We start from the raw sequence: 15,433 nt of genomic DNA, 5'->3' as shown, positions 1-15,433 counted from the left end.
CACCACCATGTCCCGCGCCCCCCGCAGTCGCAGCCGACACCAGCGTGGCTTCACGCTGATCGAGCTGCTGGTCACGCTGGCGATCACCGTGATCGGGCTGACCGGGCTGATGTCGCTGCACATCGCCACGCTCAAGGGCAACGAGCGCACCGGCGACAACGGCAACGCGGTGGCGATCGCCCAGCAGACGCTCGAGGACATGCGCGCGCTGACGGTGCCCAAGCTGCTGGCCAAGTTCTCGACCACGACCCTGCCGATCGACGCCGCCCTCAACACGGTCGCGGGCCCTACCGGCACGACCTTCCGGCCGCGGGTCCAGGTCGAGGAGCTGACCACGGTCAGCCCCGACCTGATCAAGATCCGGGTCGAGGTGGCGTGGAGCGACGACAACGCCAACGGCGCCGGCACCGGCTCGGGCTCGGCCGCGGCGCTCGACCACTCGATCTCGCTCGAGCTGATCCGCACCGTCGGGGACGGCCTGTGAGCACGGCCGCCGGTTCGCTCGCCCAGCGGGGGCGGGGCGCGCGGTCGCCGCAGCGCGGCTTCACGCTGATCGAGCTGATGATCGCGCTGACGATCAGCGCGCTCCTGATCGCCATGATCCTGTCGATCTTCGTCCGCATGTCGACGGCGTTCCGCACCCAGCAGGCGGTGGCCGAGCTGCAGCGGACGTTGACCGCCGGCCAGGACGTGATCCAGCGCGACGTGCGCCAGGCCGGGTTCCAGATGATCGATGGCTTCCGCGTGTCCGGGACCCCGGCGGTCCACGCGGCGGTCGAGCTGCGCGACAACGCCAGCGGGTTCGGCCCCGACGAGCTCCACGTGTTCTACGCCGACTCCTCGGCCCAGGCCCGGGCGGAGGCCACCTTGGACACGGTGGCCGCCGATCCGTTCGTGACCTTCGCCGTCGACGACCGCGATCGCTTCGCGCCCGACGACGTCATCGTGATCACCAACCGCTCGTCCACGGTGCTGGGCACGCCGCCCAACCAGCTGGTCGTGATCCATACCCGCGCGTGCGTCGGCCAGATCCTGGCGATCACTGGGACGGCGCCGGCGACGATCACGCTGCGCACCGACGGCGACTGGGGCGAGCCCGACAACAACCAGTGCGACGACGTCCGCCTCAACCACGGCACCGTGACCCCGCGCAACACGATGGTCTACCGCTTCGTCGCGCGCGGCTACCGGATCGACGCGACCCGGCGGTCGCTCGGCGTGCTCCAGCAGTCACCGACCGGCGGGCTCCGGGCCAACGACTGGCAGGACATGGGCCTGGGCTTCACCGACCTGCAGGTGGCGTCGCGCTGGTACGAGGGCGAGGACCTGACGGCGCGGGCCACGACTGACACGCCCGACCTCGACACCGACGCGGACCGCGACTGGTACTCGGGCGCCGACCAGAACACGCTGACCGCGACCACGAACACGTTCACCGACGCCCGTCCGCTCCTGACCGAGCTGCGCGTCACCCTGGTGGTCCGCACCCGCGGCAAGCTCCAGTCGGTCGGCACCGCCAAGACCCCGTCCTTGACGGACCTGGCCCGACCCGACAACAACGACCTGGGCAACCGCGGCGCGGTGACCCTCGATGGCGTGCCCGACAGCAGCCGGCCCGAGGAGCTGCGCGGCGACGCGATCTACCGCTACGCGACGGTCGGCGCCGACCTGCGCAACCTGGCGGTGGCGCGGTGACCCGGACCGCGCGGCGCCGAGGCGGCTTCACGCTGATCGAGCTGATGGTCGTGGTCGCGATCGTCAGCGTCCTGGTGCTCTCGGCGTGGGTGTACCTGCGGCCCGATCCGCGACCGATCGACGTCGCCGACCAGCTCTCGGGCATGGTGTCGGAGGCGTCGCGGCGCGCGGTCGCCAGCGGGCCGGTCCGGGCCAACGTGTCGGACGCGCTCGGGGTCTCGGCGCGTACGCGGGTGATCATCGAGGCCGGCGACCCGGTCGTGATCTCGCTCGAGCGGCTCGAGGAGGACCCGTCACCGACCTCGACCGCGGCGGCCTGGGTCGAGTTCCGCCGGGTCGCGCTGGCGCGGCAGGTGAAGCTGGCGGGCTGGACCGAGCCGCCGACCGTGTCGGCGACGGCGGGGCCGGCCAACACCCTGGCCTCGGGCGCGAGCAAGGAGATCTACTGCGAGGCCAACGGGCGCTGCAGCGGCGTCATGGTGTACTTCGAGTCGGCCACCGGCAAGTACCGGGCTCGGATGGTCCTGCTGCCCCTGGGCGGGACCCCGATCACGTTCAGCTCGTGGTGACGTTGCGCGCTCCGCGAGAATCTCGCAAGATCGCGCCGATGGTCGCGTGGCGCTCTCTCCGTGTCGTGGCGGTGTTCGTGGTCCTGGCCCTGGTCGGCGGCTGCGCCCCGACCTTGCCCAAGTACGACTACGCGTCCGAGCCAGATCCTCGCAACGCCGAGTGGATCCTCGGCGTCGGCGATCAGATCTCGATCAACGTGTGGGAGAACCCGGGGCTCACGACCGAGGCCACGATCCGGCCCGACGGCAACATCACGATGCCGCTGGTCGGTGACCTGCACGCCGTCGGCGAGACCCCGTCGAGCCTCAAGGCGATGATCCGGGGCCGCCTGACCGACTTCGTCAAGCTGGGCTCGGGCTCAGAGATCACCGTCGCGGTGCGCGGGGCCAACAGCTACCGCTTCACGATCGTCGGCGAGGTGACCCGGCCGGGCGTGGTCCAGCTGGGCTACTACGTGACCGTGGTCGAGGCCATCGCGATGGCGGGCGGCTTCACGCGCTTCGCGGGCAAGAACAGCATCAAGCTCCTGCGCCGCGACCCCAAGACCGGCGTGACCCGCACGATCCCGATCGCCTACGACTTCCTGGCCGACGGCAGCCACCCGGAGATGAACCTGGTGATGATGACCGGCGACGCGCTCTTCGTTCCTTAGGGGGGCGCGCGCGCCTCCACGAGCGCCGCGTTCGAGCGGAGGCGCTTGGGTGACCAGGCCGCCAGGTCCCCTCGATTGGTTTGCGCGACGCGCGCGCGCGCGTTCGTGGTAGCGGAGGCGCTTGGGTGACCAGGCCGCCAGGTCCCCTCGATTGGTTTGCGCGACGCGCGCGCGCGCGTTCGTGGTAGCGGAGGCGCTTGGGTGACCAGGCCGCCAGGTCCCCTCGATTGGTTTGCGCGACGCGCGCGCGCGTTCGTGGTAGCGGAGGCGCTTGGGTGACCAGGCCGCCAGGTCCCCTCGATTGGTTTGCGCGACGCGCGCGCGCGTTCGTGGTAGCGGAGGCGCTTGGGTGACCAGGCCGCCAGGTCCCCTCGATTGGTCGCGACGCGCGCGCGTTGGTAGCGGAGGCGCTTGGGTGACCAGGCCGCCAGGTCCCCTCGATTGGTTTGCGCGACGCGCGCGCGCGCGTTCGTGGTAGCGGAGGCGCTTGGGTGACCAGGCCGCCAGGTCCCCTCGGACCGCGGTTCGGGGGACCCGGCGCGACGCGGCCGGAGTGCCGCACCACGGCCCTCCCGGGCCCCACCACCGGTCGGTGGAAATTACGCGGTCGACGGGGACCAGGGGCCTGGATCACCCGGCGCGCGCGATGACCTCGGACGCTGCAGATGCAGCGTGGGTCGGCGGCGCGGCGTCGTTGTGGTGGCGGCGCGATCGATTCGACTGCGCTGGTGGCGGGACGCGACGACCTCGGACGCTGCAGATGTAGCGTGGGTCGGCGGCGCGGCGGCGCGGGGTGGCGCGAGCGAGGCTGCGGGCGCTGGTGTCTGGCGGGCGGGCGGGCTAGACGGCGAGGCCCTTCTTGTAGGTGAGGAGGTCCTTCTGGGTCTTGAGGAGGAGCTGGTTGGTCTCGAGCAGCTCCTTGGTGCGCACGCGGATCTGATTGGCGAGGCGCTCGCGCTCGCGGGCCTCGGTCTCGAGCATCTCCTGGTACTTCACCTGGACCACGGCCTCGTCGGTGACGTTGCGCTGGATCTCGAGCGCGCCGACCGGCGCGCCGGCCTCGTCGGTGATCGGCACCGCCGACAGGATGAAGCGCAGCTCCTTGGCGTCGGGGTCGCCCAGGACCTTGCCGCTGATCTCGTCGAGGCGGACGTGGCGGTTGTCGGCCCAGCACTGCTGCGCGATGCACTCGGTCTTGCAGATGTTGAGCTCGAGCACCTCGTAGCAGCGCTTGCCCTTGAGGCCGCGCGCCACCTGGCGCGGCAGCATCGCGAAGAACGCGCGGTTGAAGTCGACGATCCGACGCTCGTTGTCGACGATGAAGTACGAGTCGACGATCGCGGTGGCGACGCGCTTGAACTCACCGAGGAACTGGGTCAGCGCCGGGTGCGGCTCCATGGCCTCGATCGTACCGGATCGCGCACGCGCCCGGGTCGCCCAACCCCAGGGTTCGCCCGGCGCCGCCGCGCCCGACGTCATCGCGGGCCATGACCCCAGCGCGTCCAGTCGAGTCGATCGCGCCGCCCCCCACCCCCCGCGGCGCCGCCGCCCCGCCGCCCCCCTCCCGGGCCCGACCCCCGCGCGTCCCGTCGAGCCGATCGCGCCCCCCCCCCCAGCGCCGCCGCGCCCGACGTCATCGCGGGCCATGACCCAGCCGCCAGTCGAGTCGATCGCGCCGCCCCCCCCCCGCAGCGCCCGCGCCTGACGTCATCCGGGCCAGACCCCAGCGCGCCAGTCGAGCGATCGCGCCCCCCACCCCCCCCGCGCCCGACGTCATCGCGGGCCATGACCCCAGCGCGTCCAGTCGAGTCGATCGCGCCGCCCCCACCCCCGGCGGCAGCGCCGCCGCGCCCGACGTCATCGCGGGCCATGACCCCAGCGCGTCCAGTCGAGTCGATCGCGCCGCCACCACCCTGAGCCGACGCAACGTGCGCTGAGTCCGCAGGGTCCGAGGTCATCGCGCGCGCCGGGTGATCCAGGCCCCTGGTCCCCGTCGACCGCGTAATTTCCACCGACCGGTGGTGGGGCTCGGGAGGGCCGTGGTGCGGCACTCCGGCCGCGCAGCGCCGGGCGCCCCGAACCGCGGTCCGAGGGGACCAGGCGGCCTGGTCACCCAAGCGCCTCCGCTAAAACCCCGTCCTGGTCACCCAAGCGCCTCCGCTAGAACCCCGTCGAGGAGTCAGCCGCTCGCGTCGCGCAAACCAAATCGAGGGGACCAGGCGGCCTGGTCACCCAAGCGCCTCCGCTAAAACCCCGTCCTGGTCACCCAAGCGCCTCCGCTAGAACCCCGTCGAGGACAGCCCGCCCAAACCAAATCGAGGGGACCAGGCGCCTGGTCACCCAACGCCTACGCTAAAACCCCGCCTGGTCACCCAAGCGCCTCCGCAGAACCCCGTCGAGGAGTCAGCCGCCTCGCCAAACCAAACGAGGGACCTGGCGGCCTGGTCCCTAAGCGCCTCCGCTAAAACCCCGTCCTGGTCACCCAAGCGCCTACGCAAAAAAACCGTCGAGGAGTCAGCCGCTCGCGTCGCGCAAACCAAATCGAAGGCGACCTGGCGTCGCCGCCGCCCCTCAGCTCGAGACGAGCAGCACCGCCAGCACACCGATCGCGATCATCAGCACGCCGACCAGCACGTAGATGACCATGCTCGAGCGCGGCTGCGTCAGCGGCCGATCTCCCACGATGCTGGCGCCGAAAGCCGGCGCCACGCCGGGGTTGGTGCCCGGCAGCGACAGGCCGCTCGGGCGGCTGCCCGGGTTGGTGCCCTGGAACGAGCCCACCGGCCGCATGCCCGGCTGGGTCGTGCCGGTCACCGGCGCGATCGACGGGCGGCTGCTGCTCTTGGCCGACATCTGCGGCTGGCTGCCGGTCGGCCGCGAGATCGACGGCAGCGACGGCACGCTCGGCAGCGACGAGATCGACGCGCCCGACAGGCTCGTGCTCGACGCGCGCGAGCGGACCTTGTTCTTGTCGTTGGCGTCGCCGGCCGCGAACTCCTTGATGACGCCGTTGATCTTCTCGGCCTCGGCGATCTTCTTCTGGTTCGACAGGAACGCGAAGTACGAGTCGGCCATGTCGTCGAAGTCCATGACCAGATCGCACTCGTCGCAGCGACACGTCGGCGGCTCGTGCGGCGGCGGGCCCATGTCGGTCGCGTCGACGAGCAGCACCTTCTCCTCGTCGCAGTCGGGGCAGAAGTACGGGACGTAGAAGCTCTTCACCACGCCCGAGCCGGTGAAGTTGTTGACCAGGTTGATCTGGGCGACGATCGCCGGCGAGCACTCGACCAGGACCGCCTTGGTCGCCTGGCTCTCGAGCTTGGTGAGCCAGTTGACCCAGTCGCGGACGCCGCACGAGTTGATGCGCTCGATCTCGCCTAGGTCGATCACGGCGGTACCGGCCGGGATCTTGTCCGTCAACGAGGTGAGCTCGTTGTCCTCGTCGATGACGCCAGCCAGCTTGACGTAGCTGACGTCGTCGCGATGGTGAACCGAGGCCTGAAACTTCTGGCTCATTGCGTCTCCGTCATGTCCTTCGAGCACAACATCCCAGCCGTCGCTGCGTAATGCCCGTGCCGCACCTTACACATTATACATCGCCTCGAACCCTTGTGTCGATCATATCGCGATCGTCCAGAGGGGATCCAGCGAGCGACCCGCCATCTGCAAGAGATCAGCCACTACTGGCCAGGTGCTCACGTATGCGTTGGTAGTCGTCGGACAGATAGAAGCGCACAAGGTCGGCGCCGCCGAGCACCGCGCCCAGCGCCACCGTCGCGTCGTGGGACAGGAGCATCTCGCCCGAGATGCGCGCGATCATCCAGGCCGCGGCCGCGAAGTCGTCGCACGCGACCAGGCCGCCGCGCTTGGCGTTCGCGAGCATGGCGTCGATCCAGACGTCGCCGTCGAGATCGCGGCCGCCGCCGGCGTGGCGCTCGAGCACCCGCTGGGCGCGCTTGGGCAAGGTGCGCACGAAGTCGTTGGTCGGCCCCGGGCGATCCGCCTCGGGCAGGAGCAGCGACTTCATGAACGCGCCCAGCTCGCTGCGCTGCTTGCGGCCGAGGTGGTGCAGGAAGGCGTAGCCGCCGCGCAGCGCCTCGAACGCCCAGCCGAGCAGGTACCGGCGCGGGCCGTCGGCCTCGTCCAGCAGCGAGCGATCGATCACGACCAGCCGGCGCGGCGACGCCACCATCGCGACCAGGCCGGGCACGCGCTCGCCCACGAACACGTCGGCGTCGATGCCGGTCAGGCGCGCGACGTCGGCGATCGCCACCCGCAGGCCGGCGTCGTCGATCCGCTGGGCCGGCATCAGGTTCTCGCCCACGAACGGGGCCGGGTAGAGCGCCGCCAGCTCCTCGTTGGCGGCCGCCATGATCTCGCCGAACACCTCGCGCGCGGCGCCGCTGACCAGCAGGCGCTGGCGGAGCTCGTCCTCGAGGCCGCGCACCGTGGGCGTGAACGGCAGCTGGGTGCGCACCCGCGCCGACTCGACGCGATCGCTGTCCGCGGCGAAGCCGAGCTGCTCCATGACGACGTGCGCGCGCATGGCCCGGTGGGTCTCGCCCAGCCGCTGGTAGTACTGCGCCAGCAGCCGGTACACCGGCGCGTGGTGGATCGTGCGGTCGAGCACCTTGCGCAGCTCGCTGACCGCCTTGCTCGGGTCGTCGATCGCGTAGATCTCGGCCAGCGCCACGCGATCGGTGGGGCTGTCGTCGACGCCGAGGATGCCGCGGTAGGCCTCGATCGCGGCCGGGCGCTCGCCGGCCGAGAGCAGGATCCGCGCGAGGCCGCGCTGCAGCGGCACCGCGGCGATCGGGCCGCCCTTCTCCATCGCGGCGTGGGCGGCGTCGATCAGGAGGGTCTCGGCGGAGGCGCGATCGCCGCCGTCGGCGGCGCGCCGGGCCAGCGCCAGCGCCGGCGGCGCGTAGCCGGGATCGTATTCGCAGGCGCGGCGGTACTGGGACGTGGCGCCGCGGGCGTCGCCGCCCACCTCGATGATGCGGCCGCGGTAGTAGTAGTAGCGGGCCAGGCTCTCGGGCGCGATCGCCGAGCCGGGCGCCGCCGCCAGCTCGATCACGCGATCGATCGCGGCCTTGGCCTCGGCGTGGCGGCCGAGCACGAAGTACTCCTGCGCGGTCAGGTAGTAGGCGTGCTCGTGGCTGGGATCGAGGTCGATGACCTGGCGCAGCACCGCGATCGCGCGGTGCGAGTCCATCTCGCCGTCGCCGTGGATCTCGGCCTGGCGCATCAGCGCGGCGATCCGGACCGCCAGCGGCGGCGGCGGCGTGGTCGTCACGAACGCGGTGATCGCGTCGGTGGCCTCGGCCCAGCGCCGCATGTTCAGGTCGAGCGTGATCCGCGCCGACAGCACGTTGAAGTCGTCGGGCGCCAGCGCGACCGCCTCGGCGTAGATGGCCTGGGCGCTGTCGAGATCGCCGTCGCGCTCGATCGCGGTGGCCTGGGCGACGCGCACGCGCGCGAGCAGCGGGCCGGCGTCGTCACGCTTCTTGTAGAGCTTGTCGAGCTCGCGGTAGACCGACTCGAAGTCCCAGGCGTCGGGGCGCAGGCGCTGGAGCTCGAGCAGGTTGTCGAGCGCCTCGAGGTTGGTCGGCTTGATCTCGAGCGCGACGATCAGGCTCTCGGCCGCGCCGCGGGCGTCGCCGGACTCGCGCTGGACCACGCCGCGGCGGCGGTAGAACTCGCTGCGGGTGTTGGGGTCCCCGTCGCGCATGGCCTTGACCGCGAGGGCCTGGGCCAGCGGCAGGGCCTTGGCCCACTGGCCGGCGTCGAAGAAGTGCTCGAACAGGGCCTGGTTGGCGGGCAGGCACTCGGGATCGACCGCGAGCGCGCTCTCGTAGTAGTGCATCGCCCGGCCGGCGTCGCCCAGGCGCTGCTCGTAGATGCGGCCGATCTGCGCGAACACGCCGGCCCGCTCCTTGTCGTCCTGCCACAGCTTGACCTCGAGCTCGAGGGTCTGGATGACCCGCGGCCAGTCCTCGCGCCGGCGGTACAGGTCGCGCAAGCCGTGGACGGCCGGCAGGCACGACGGCGACGTCTTGATCGCCGCGTCGTAGTAGCGGATCGCGTCCTCCTCCTTGCCGAACTTGGCCTCCATCACCGAGCCGCACTTGAAGTACAGCAGGGCCTTGAGGTTGCGATCGGTGGTGACGCGGATCTGCCGGCGGGTGACGTCGACGAACTCGGCCCACTGCTCGGTCGACTCGTAGATGCGGCCGAGCGCCTCGAGCGCGTCCTTGTTGGCGGGCGCGATCTCGAGGATGCGCTGGTAGTACTCGGTGGCCTTGGCCTCGTCGCGGAGGCCGTCCTCGGAGATCTGGGCGATCCGGCGCAGGATCGCGGTCGCGGCGTCGCCGGCGGGCGCGGTCGCCAGGCGCTTGCGCAGCACCTCGACCAGCTTGCTCCAGTCCTGGTTGCGGTCGTACCAGCGCTCGAGCGCGTCGAGCGCCTCGGCGTCGGACGGGTCGGCGTCGAGCACCTGCTGGTACAGGCGCGCGGCCTCGGCGAAGTCGCGCATCTTGGCGGCGGCGACCCGGGCGGCGCGCCGCAGGGCCTCGAGCCGGCGCTCGTCGTCGCGGATCAGCCCGGCCCGCTTCTCGTAGATGCTGATCAGCCCCGACCAGTCGTTCTTCTGCGAGTAGATCGACTCGAGGAACTTCACCGAGGTGTCGTTCTCGGGATCGATCTCGACGACCTTGGCGTACGACGACGCCGCCGCGTCGGCCTCGCCCAGGTACTGCAGCTGGACCTGGCCCCGGCGGGCGTACAGATCCGACAGCCGGTAGGCCCGCGACTGGCCGCTCTCGATCAGATCGATCGCCGACTGGTACAGGTTCATCGCCGCCGGCCAGCGCTCGTGCTTGTAGCAGAGCTTCTCGAGCGCGGTGAACACCTCGCGGTTGCCGGGGTCGGCCACGAACGCGGCGGTGTACGCGGCGATCGCGCCGTCGACGTCGCCGCGGCCCTGCTTGACGCCGGAGATGCGGAGGTACAGCTGCGCGCGCTCGAGCTTGTCGATCGTCGAGTCGGCGCGGGTCTCGAGCACCCGCAGCAGATCCTTGTCGCGGCCGGCCTGCTCGTACAGGCGCTCGAGCGCCTCGAGCGTCGGCACGTGGTGCGGGTTGCGCTCGAGCACGGCCTCGTAGGCCAGCGCGGCCTCGCCCGGCTTGTCGAGGCGGACCTCGCGCAGCTCGCCGATGCGCAGCAGCAGCGCGATCTGGGGCTCCGGGGCCGTGGCCGGCGTCGCCGCGAGCTCGCGCTCGAGCGCGGTCACCAGCTCGGCCCAGCGCTCGGCCTGCTCGAGCAGCCGGGTCAGGTCGCGGTGGCTGTCGGTGGCGTTGGGCGCCTGCACCGCCAGCGCGTGGTAGCGGATCGCGGTGTCGACGTCGCCGAGCTTGTCCTCGGCCATGCGCGCCAGCGCGCTCGCCAGCCGCGGGCGATCGGGCGCCGGGGCCTGATCGAGCTCGGCCTGGCGCACCGTCGACAGCTCGGTCCACTCCTCGAGTCGCTCGAGCGCCTCGGCCAGGGTGCGCAGGTGCGCGAGCGACGGGGCGGCCTGGCGGAAGGTCGTGGCGATCGCGCGCCAGTGCAGGCCGGCGCGCCCGACCCGCTCGACCCCGGCCAGCGCGTGCTCATGATCGGGCTCGATGGTCGCGGCGTCGGCGTAGGCGGCGACCGCGCGCGCGGTGTCGCCGGCGGTCTCGTGCAGGCGGCCGGCCTCGAGCTGGACGATCAGGCGGCGCGACGGCTCGACGCCGCGGTCGAGCTCGGCGGCGAGCGCGGCCAGCAGGCGGTCGTGGCGCTGGTGCTTGCGGTGCAACGCGGCCGCGGCGCGCAGCGGCTCGGGGCTGCGCTCGTCGAGCCGGGCCGCGCGCTCGTACGCCGCGAGCGCGGCGGCGTCGTCGCTGCGGTGGGTCTCCTCGAGGCGCCCGATCTCGAGGTAGAGCTCGGCCTGGCGGCGCGCGTCCTTGGTGCGCTCGGCGATCTTGGCCCGCAGCTCGATGGCCTTGTCCCAGGCGCGGCCGTGCTCGTACAGGCGCGCGAGCTCGTAGGTGACGTCGAGGTCGTCGGGCGCCAGCGCCTGCGCCTGCTCGAGCACCGTCCGGGCCTTCCCGACGTCGGCGAGCTCGCCGGCCAGGAGCGCGCCGTGCTCGCGCAGGAGCGCCGTGCGCGTGGCCGTGCCCGCGACCTGCGCGGTCAGCTCGGTCAGCACCTTCGACAGATCGCGCCAGCGCTCGCCCTTGCGGTAGATCGCCGCGAGCGCGACCTTGGCCGCGGGGTCGGTCGGCGCGTGGCGGGCGGCCGTGGTGAAGGTGTCCTCGGCCTCGACGAAGCGCCCCCGGCCCAGCTCGAGCGTCCCGGCGACGGTGAGGTGGGCGGCCGCCACCCGCGGGTCGGCCGCGGCGCTGGCGGCGGCGAGGTGGAGGTCGCCGAGGTCGCCGCGCTCGTGGCGCCGGCGCGCCAGGCGCAGCTGGTGGTCGAGCTCGCTGGTGCGCGCGTCCGGCGCGCGCTCGGCGGCGCCGATCCGGACCAGGTCGGCGGCGCGCGGCAGGTCGCCGGTGCGGGCCTCGACCACCAGCGCGGCGCGGCGCAGGTGCTTGCCCGCGACCAGCGCCGCGATCAGCGGCTCGGGCGCGCCGGTGACGAGCAGCGCCGACAGCACGCGGGCGCCGTGCGTCGACGGCGCCAGCGCCAGCGCCGCCTCGCCCAGCTCGACCGCGGGCAGGCCGTGGGCCGCGGCCAGCTCGAACGCGCGCCAGGCGTGGGCCGCGGCGGCGATGCCGAGGCCCGACGCGCCGGACAGCGTGTGCAGCTCGCTGACCGCGTCGGACCAGCGGCCGGCGAGGACCGCGACGGTGGCGGCCGCGGTGTGCGCGAGGATCGCGCCGAAGTCGGCCTCGGGCGCGATCGCCCGGTAGCCGGCGAGCGCGCCGGCGAGATCGCCGCTGCCGCGGTGGGCGTCGGCGAGCTGGTAGCGCGCGGCGGCGGCGGCGCGCGGGGCGCCGCCGTCGTCGGCCAGGAGCGCGTGGCGCTTCTCGAGCAACGCCACGCGATCGCCGGGGCGCGCGCCGGGCGTGCGGGCGTGGGCCTCGAGCGCCAGGTCGATCGTGCGCAGCCAGTGCACCGCGGTGCCGCGCGTCGGCTCAGCCGCGAGCACGATCGGGGTCAGCTCGACGGCGCGGGTCGCCTGCCCGAGCCGGTCGAGCACGAGCGCCTGGGCCTCGGCGACGTCCTCGGGCCGGGCCCCGGGCGCGGTGGCGGTCGCGACCGCGGCGTCGGCCAGCTCGCGCCACTTGCCCGCGGCGCTCCGGGCGATCGCGGCCAGGTCCTTCAGGTCGGCGGCGACCGCGGGCTCGGCGCCCTCGGCGGAGCCGGCCAGGATCGCGAGCGCGGGCGCCGGCGTCGCCATCGCGTACAGCCAGGCCTCGGCGAGGTCGCGGCGGATGCGGGCGCGGTCGCGGGCGTCGGGCACCCGCTCGATCCCGGCGGCGGCGGCCTGGAGCAGCGCCGGATCGGCGGCGGCGATGCCGTAGCCGAGCAGCAGGCGCGCGGACAGCGGGTGGCGGTCGGCCAGCTCGAGGTAGCGGGCGGCGTCGACGCTGTCGTCGAGCAGGTCGGCGCTGATCATCGCCTGGCGCACGTTCAGGTCGGCGAGGCGGTCGTCGCCACCGGGGACCTTGGCGGTCAGCAGCGCCTCGGCCTCGTTGGCGAGCACCTCGACGATGGCGTCGACCATCGCGGCCGAGCCGGCGCCGTCGACGCGGCGCGTGTGATCGCCGGTGGCCTCGTCGTCGCTGGCGGCGATCCGGATCGGCGGCGGCGCCGGCGGCTTGGCCGGGAGCGCCGGCGGCGCCGGCACCGGCGGCGGGCTCGGGGGCGCGGCCTTGGCCGGGGTCGGGCCGTCGCGACGCGGGAGCGTCGGCAGGCTGGGCAACGCCGGCAGCGGCGGCGGGCGCTGCGGGCGATCCGGCGGTGGCTCAGCCATCGAAATCATCGTAACAGGGCTGGCGGTCGGATGCGCAAGCCCGGCATCCAACCCGATCACCCGGGCGGGGTGGCGGACGCCAGGTAGGTGGGGGTGCTCTCCCGTCGCATTGACGCCGTCGGCGTCGAGTTGGTATCCTGTGGCAGATGTCCGGCCCGGTCCGAGCCGTATGCGTCACCCGGAGCGTGGCGCTCCGGAGGGCGCTGCGACGGTCGCTGCACGCGGCGGGGGCGGAGGTCGAGTTCGTCGACGAGGTCGGCGCGATCGCCAACGCGCCGACGCTGGTCGTGATCGATCGCCCGACCCACGACGGGATGACCCCGGCCGAGCGCGCCGCGCTGGCCTCGGGGCGCGCGATGCTGGTGGTCGGGGTGTCGCTCGCCGACGACGGCACCGTCGACGGCCTCCGCGCCGAGGGGTGCAACCACGTCATCACCGGCGAGGACGAGCCCGACGACGCCGAGCTGGTCGTCACGTCCGGCAAGCTGTCGTCGGGCGACATCTTCGGGCTCGAGAAGTACCTGGCGTGGGGCGTGCGCGTGACCGAGCTCGAGGTCGCGAACTACGAGGAGAAGCGCGCGGCGCTCCTGGCCGTGACCGCGTCGGCGCGCGAGGCCGGGGCCCGCCGGCCGATGGTCGCGCGGGTCGAGAGCGTCGTCGACGAGCTGCTGATGAACGCGATGTACGACGCGCCGGCGGCCGCGCTCGGCGACGCGCCGCAGCTGCCGACCGATCTGCTCGCGCGGGTGGCGGCGCCGGCGCGGCTGCGGTGGGCGTCGGACGGCCGCCACTTCGCGGTGTCGGTCGAGGATCGCTTCGGCGCGCTGGTGAAGGGCGCGATCGTCGATCACCTGCAGCGCGCGCGCGCCGAGCGCGGGCGGCCGCGCGGGTCGAGCGAGGCGGCCGGGGCCGGGCTCGGGCTGTACTTCATCGTGTCGTCGGTGACCCGCTTCATCGCCAACGTCGAGCCGGGCGCGCGCACCGAGGTGATCGGCCTGTTCGATCTGCGCCAGGCCGGGCGCGACGCCGAGTCGTGCGCGCGCTCGCTGCACGTGTTCGCGACCGCGAGCTGAGCGTCGGCCGCCCCCCCCCCCCCCCCCCCCCCCCCGCCCCCCCCCCCCCCCCCCCCCCCCCCCCCCCCCCCCCCCCCCCCCCCCCCCCCCGCGCGGGCGACGGTTCACGATCGCGGGCTGACGTGTCGTGCGCGCGGTCGCTGCACGTGTTCGCGACCGCGCGCTGAGCGTCGGCGCGCTCGCCGTCAGGCGCGTGAGCGGCGCAGCGCGCCGAGGGCGGTGCCGATCGCGGCGCCGACGGCGACGAGCGCCCCGGTGGTCGCCGGCCGCGGGCTGGTCGCGACGGCGATCGCGGTCGGCGCGAGCGTCCAGACCGCGAGCCACAGCGCCACGGTCGCCCGGCGGGCCCGGGTGATCGCGGCGGGGGCCAGCGGCAGCGTCGCCGATGACCGCGCCAGCTCGAGGGGCGGCTGGCCGGTCGCGCGCGCGAGCGTCGCCGCGATCGCGGCGGCGGCGCCGGCGGTGATCGCCAGCCAGGCGTCGGCGTCGGCGGGCCGGCCCAGCCCGAGCGCGACCAGCGCGATCGCGGCGCCGGCGCCGGCCAGCGCGAACAGCGGATAGCGCCGGCGCGTCAGCCGCGCCAGGCGATCGAAGACGCGGCTGGCGTCGCCGCCGAGCCGGGCGCCGGCCGCGCGCTCGACCGCGGTGGCGCGATCGATCTCGAGGTGCGCGAGCAGCTGGCGATCGAGCGCGGCGACCTCGCGCATCGCCCGCGGGTAGACCCGGGGCGCGGCCGCGGTGGCGGCGGCGGCGGCGAGCGCGGCGGCGAGCGCGAGCCCGGCCAGCACCAGCGGCCCCTGGGCGCCGGCGCCGTCGGCGATCCAGCCGCCGGTCGCCGCGGCGGCGAGCACGACCCCGGCGATCGTGGCCCCGGGCAGCGCGCCCAGGAGCGTCGTGGTCGGGACCTGCTGATCGCCGCCGAGGGCCTGGGTCGCGGCCGCGGCCTGCCCCGACGCGACGACGTGGGCGGCGCCGACGCACACCGCCGGCACGAGCGCGGCCGCGACCACCGCCAGCGCCGCGATCACCGCCGCGAACCGCGCGCCGGTGCCGGCGTCGGCGATCGTCGCGACGATCGCGGTCGGCGCCGCGACCACGACGCCGAGGGCGGCGCCGCGGACCGCGCGCACCAGCGCGACCCACCACAGCGCGCCGCCGGGGATCGGCAGGCGCGCCACCATCGCCGCGTCGGCGCGCCAGAACATCCGGTGCGGCGCCATCATCATCGTCGGGACCAGCGCGACCAGCGCGACCGCGATCAGGTACACCGGCCCCGGCGCGACCCGGGCGCCGTCGAGCCAGCCGTCGCGCGCGAGCGCGAGCGCGGCCAGGCCCAGCCCCGCGAGCAGCGCCAGCACCAGCGCGCCGCTCGGTCGGCTGCCGCGGCGGCGGCGCTCGTCGAGATCGGCCCAGGCCAGGAGCGCGCGTCCGTCGACCATG

Annotated in this window: 9 protein-coding genes; 5 read left to right on the top strand and 4 right to left on the bottom strand. The window is 73.9% G+C overall.

What is annotated here, in order from left to right:
- The first annotated feature begins 7 nt into the window (after nucleotides 1-7).
- Genes IPL61_33590 through IPL61_33575 form a run of 4 tightly spaced genes read left to right on the top strand, consistent with a single transcriptional unit; the run spans nucleotide 8 to nucleotide 2,917 of the window.
- Nucleotides 8-484: a prepilin-type N-terminal cleavage/methylation domain-containing protein gene (locus IPL61_33590; protein MBK9036124.1), complete on the top strand. Its 477-nt coding sequence runs from the start codon at nucleotides 8-10 to the stop codon at nucleotides 482-484.
- Complete coding sequence (locus IPL61_33585) at nucleotides 481-1,695, top strand: prepilin-type N-terminal cleavage/methylation domain-containing protein (GenBank protein MBK9036123.1); 1,215 nt, start codon at nucleotides 481-483, stop codon at nucleotides 1,693-1,695. Before IPL61_33590 ends, IPL61_33585 begins: the two co-directional genes overlap by 4 nt.
- Nucleotides 1,692-2,264, top strand: a complete 573-nt coding sequence (locus IPL61_33580) for a prepilin-type N-terminal cleavage/methylation domain-containing protein (protein ID MBK9036122.1) — start codon at nucleotides 1,692-1,694, stop codon at nucleotides 2,262-2,264. Before IPL61_33585 ends, IPL61_33580 begins: the two co-directional genes overlap by 4 nt.
- 38 nt (nucleotides 2,265-2,302) lie before the next feature.
- Nucleotides 2,303-2,917: a polysaccharide biosynthesis/export family protein gene (locus IPL61_33575; GenBank protein ID MBK9036121.1), complete on the top strand. Its 615-nt coding sequence runs from the start codon at nucleotides 2,303-2,305 to the stop codon at nucleotides 2,915-2,917.
- Nucleotides 2,918-3,757: 840 nt separating this feature from the next.
- Here the strand turns inward: IPL61_33575 and IPL61_33570 are convergent.
- The 3 genes from IPL61_33570 to IPL61_33560 all read right to left on the bottom strand — a co-directional run bounded on the left by IPL61_33570 (nucleotide 3,758) and on the right by IPL61_33560 (nucleotide 12,920).
- Nucleotides 3,758-4,315, bottom strand: coding sequence for a PAS domain-containing protein (locus IPL61_33570; protein ID MBK9036120.1), 558 nt, complete (start codon nucleotides 4,313-4,315; stop codon nucleotides 3,758-3,760).
- 1,173 nt (nucleotides 4,316-5,488) lie between these two features.
- Nucleotides 5,489-6,433 carry a hypothetical protein gene (locus tag IPL61_33565; protein MBK9036119.1) on the bottom strand — a complete coding sequence of 315 codons (945 nt, stop codon included), beginning with the start codon at nucleotides 6,431-6,433 and terminating at the stop codon, nucleotides 5,489-5,491.
- Between the two features lie 157 nt (nucleotides 6,434-6,590).
- Nucleotides 6,591-12,920 (bottom strand): hypothetical protein, encoded by a 6,330-nt coding sequence (locus IPL61_33560; protein ID MBK9036118.1) that lies wholly within the window; start codon nucleotides 12,918-12,920, stop codon nucleotides 6,591-6,593.
- A gap of 146 nt (nucleotides 12,921-13,066) precedes the next feature.
- On the opposite strand from IPL61_33560, the gene IPL61_33555 reads away from it, so the two are divergent.
- The gene (locus IPL61_33555) at nucleotides 13,067-13,993 is read left to right on the top strand and encodes a hypothetical protein (protein ID MBK9036117.1); all 927 of its coding nucleotides are present in this window, start codon (nucleotides 13,067-13,069) and stop codon (nucleotides 13,991-13,993) included.
- Between the two features lie 185 nt (nucleotides 13,994-14,178).
- On the opposite strand, the gene IPL61_33550 is transcribed toward IPL61_33555, so the two are convergent.
- Entirely contained in the window at nucleotides 14,179-15,432 is a 1,254-nt protein-coding gene (locus tag IPL61_33550; protein MBK9036116.1) for a hypothetical protein, read from the bottom strand.
- Between the last annotated feature and the right edge of the window lies 1 nt (nucleotide 15,433).

The sequence above is a fragment of the Myxococcales bacterium genome (assembly GCA_016717005.1).
GTDB lineage: Bacteria > Myxococcota_A > Polyangia > Haliangiales > Haliangiaceae > UBA2376.
This window is presented reverse-complemented; position numbering and strand designations above follow the sequence as displayed.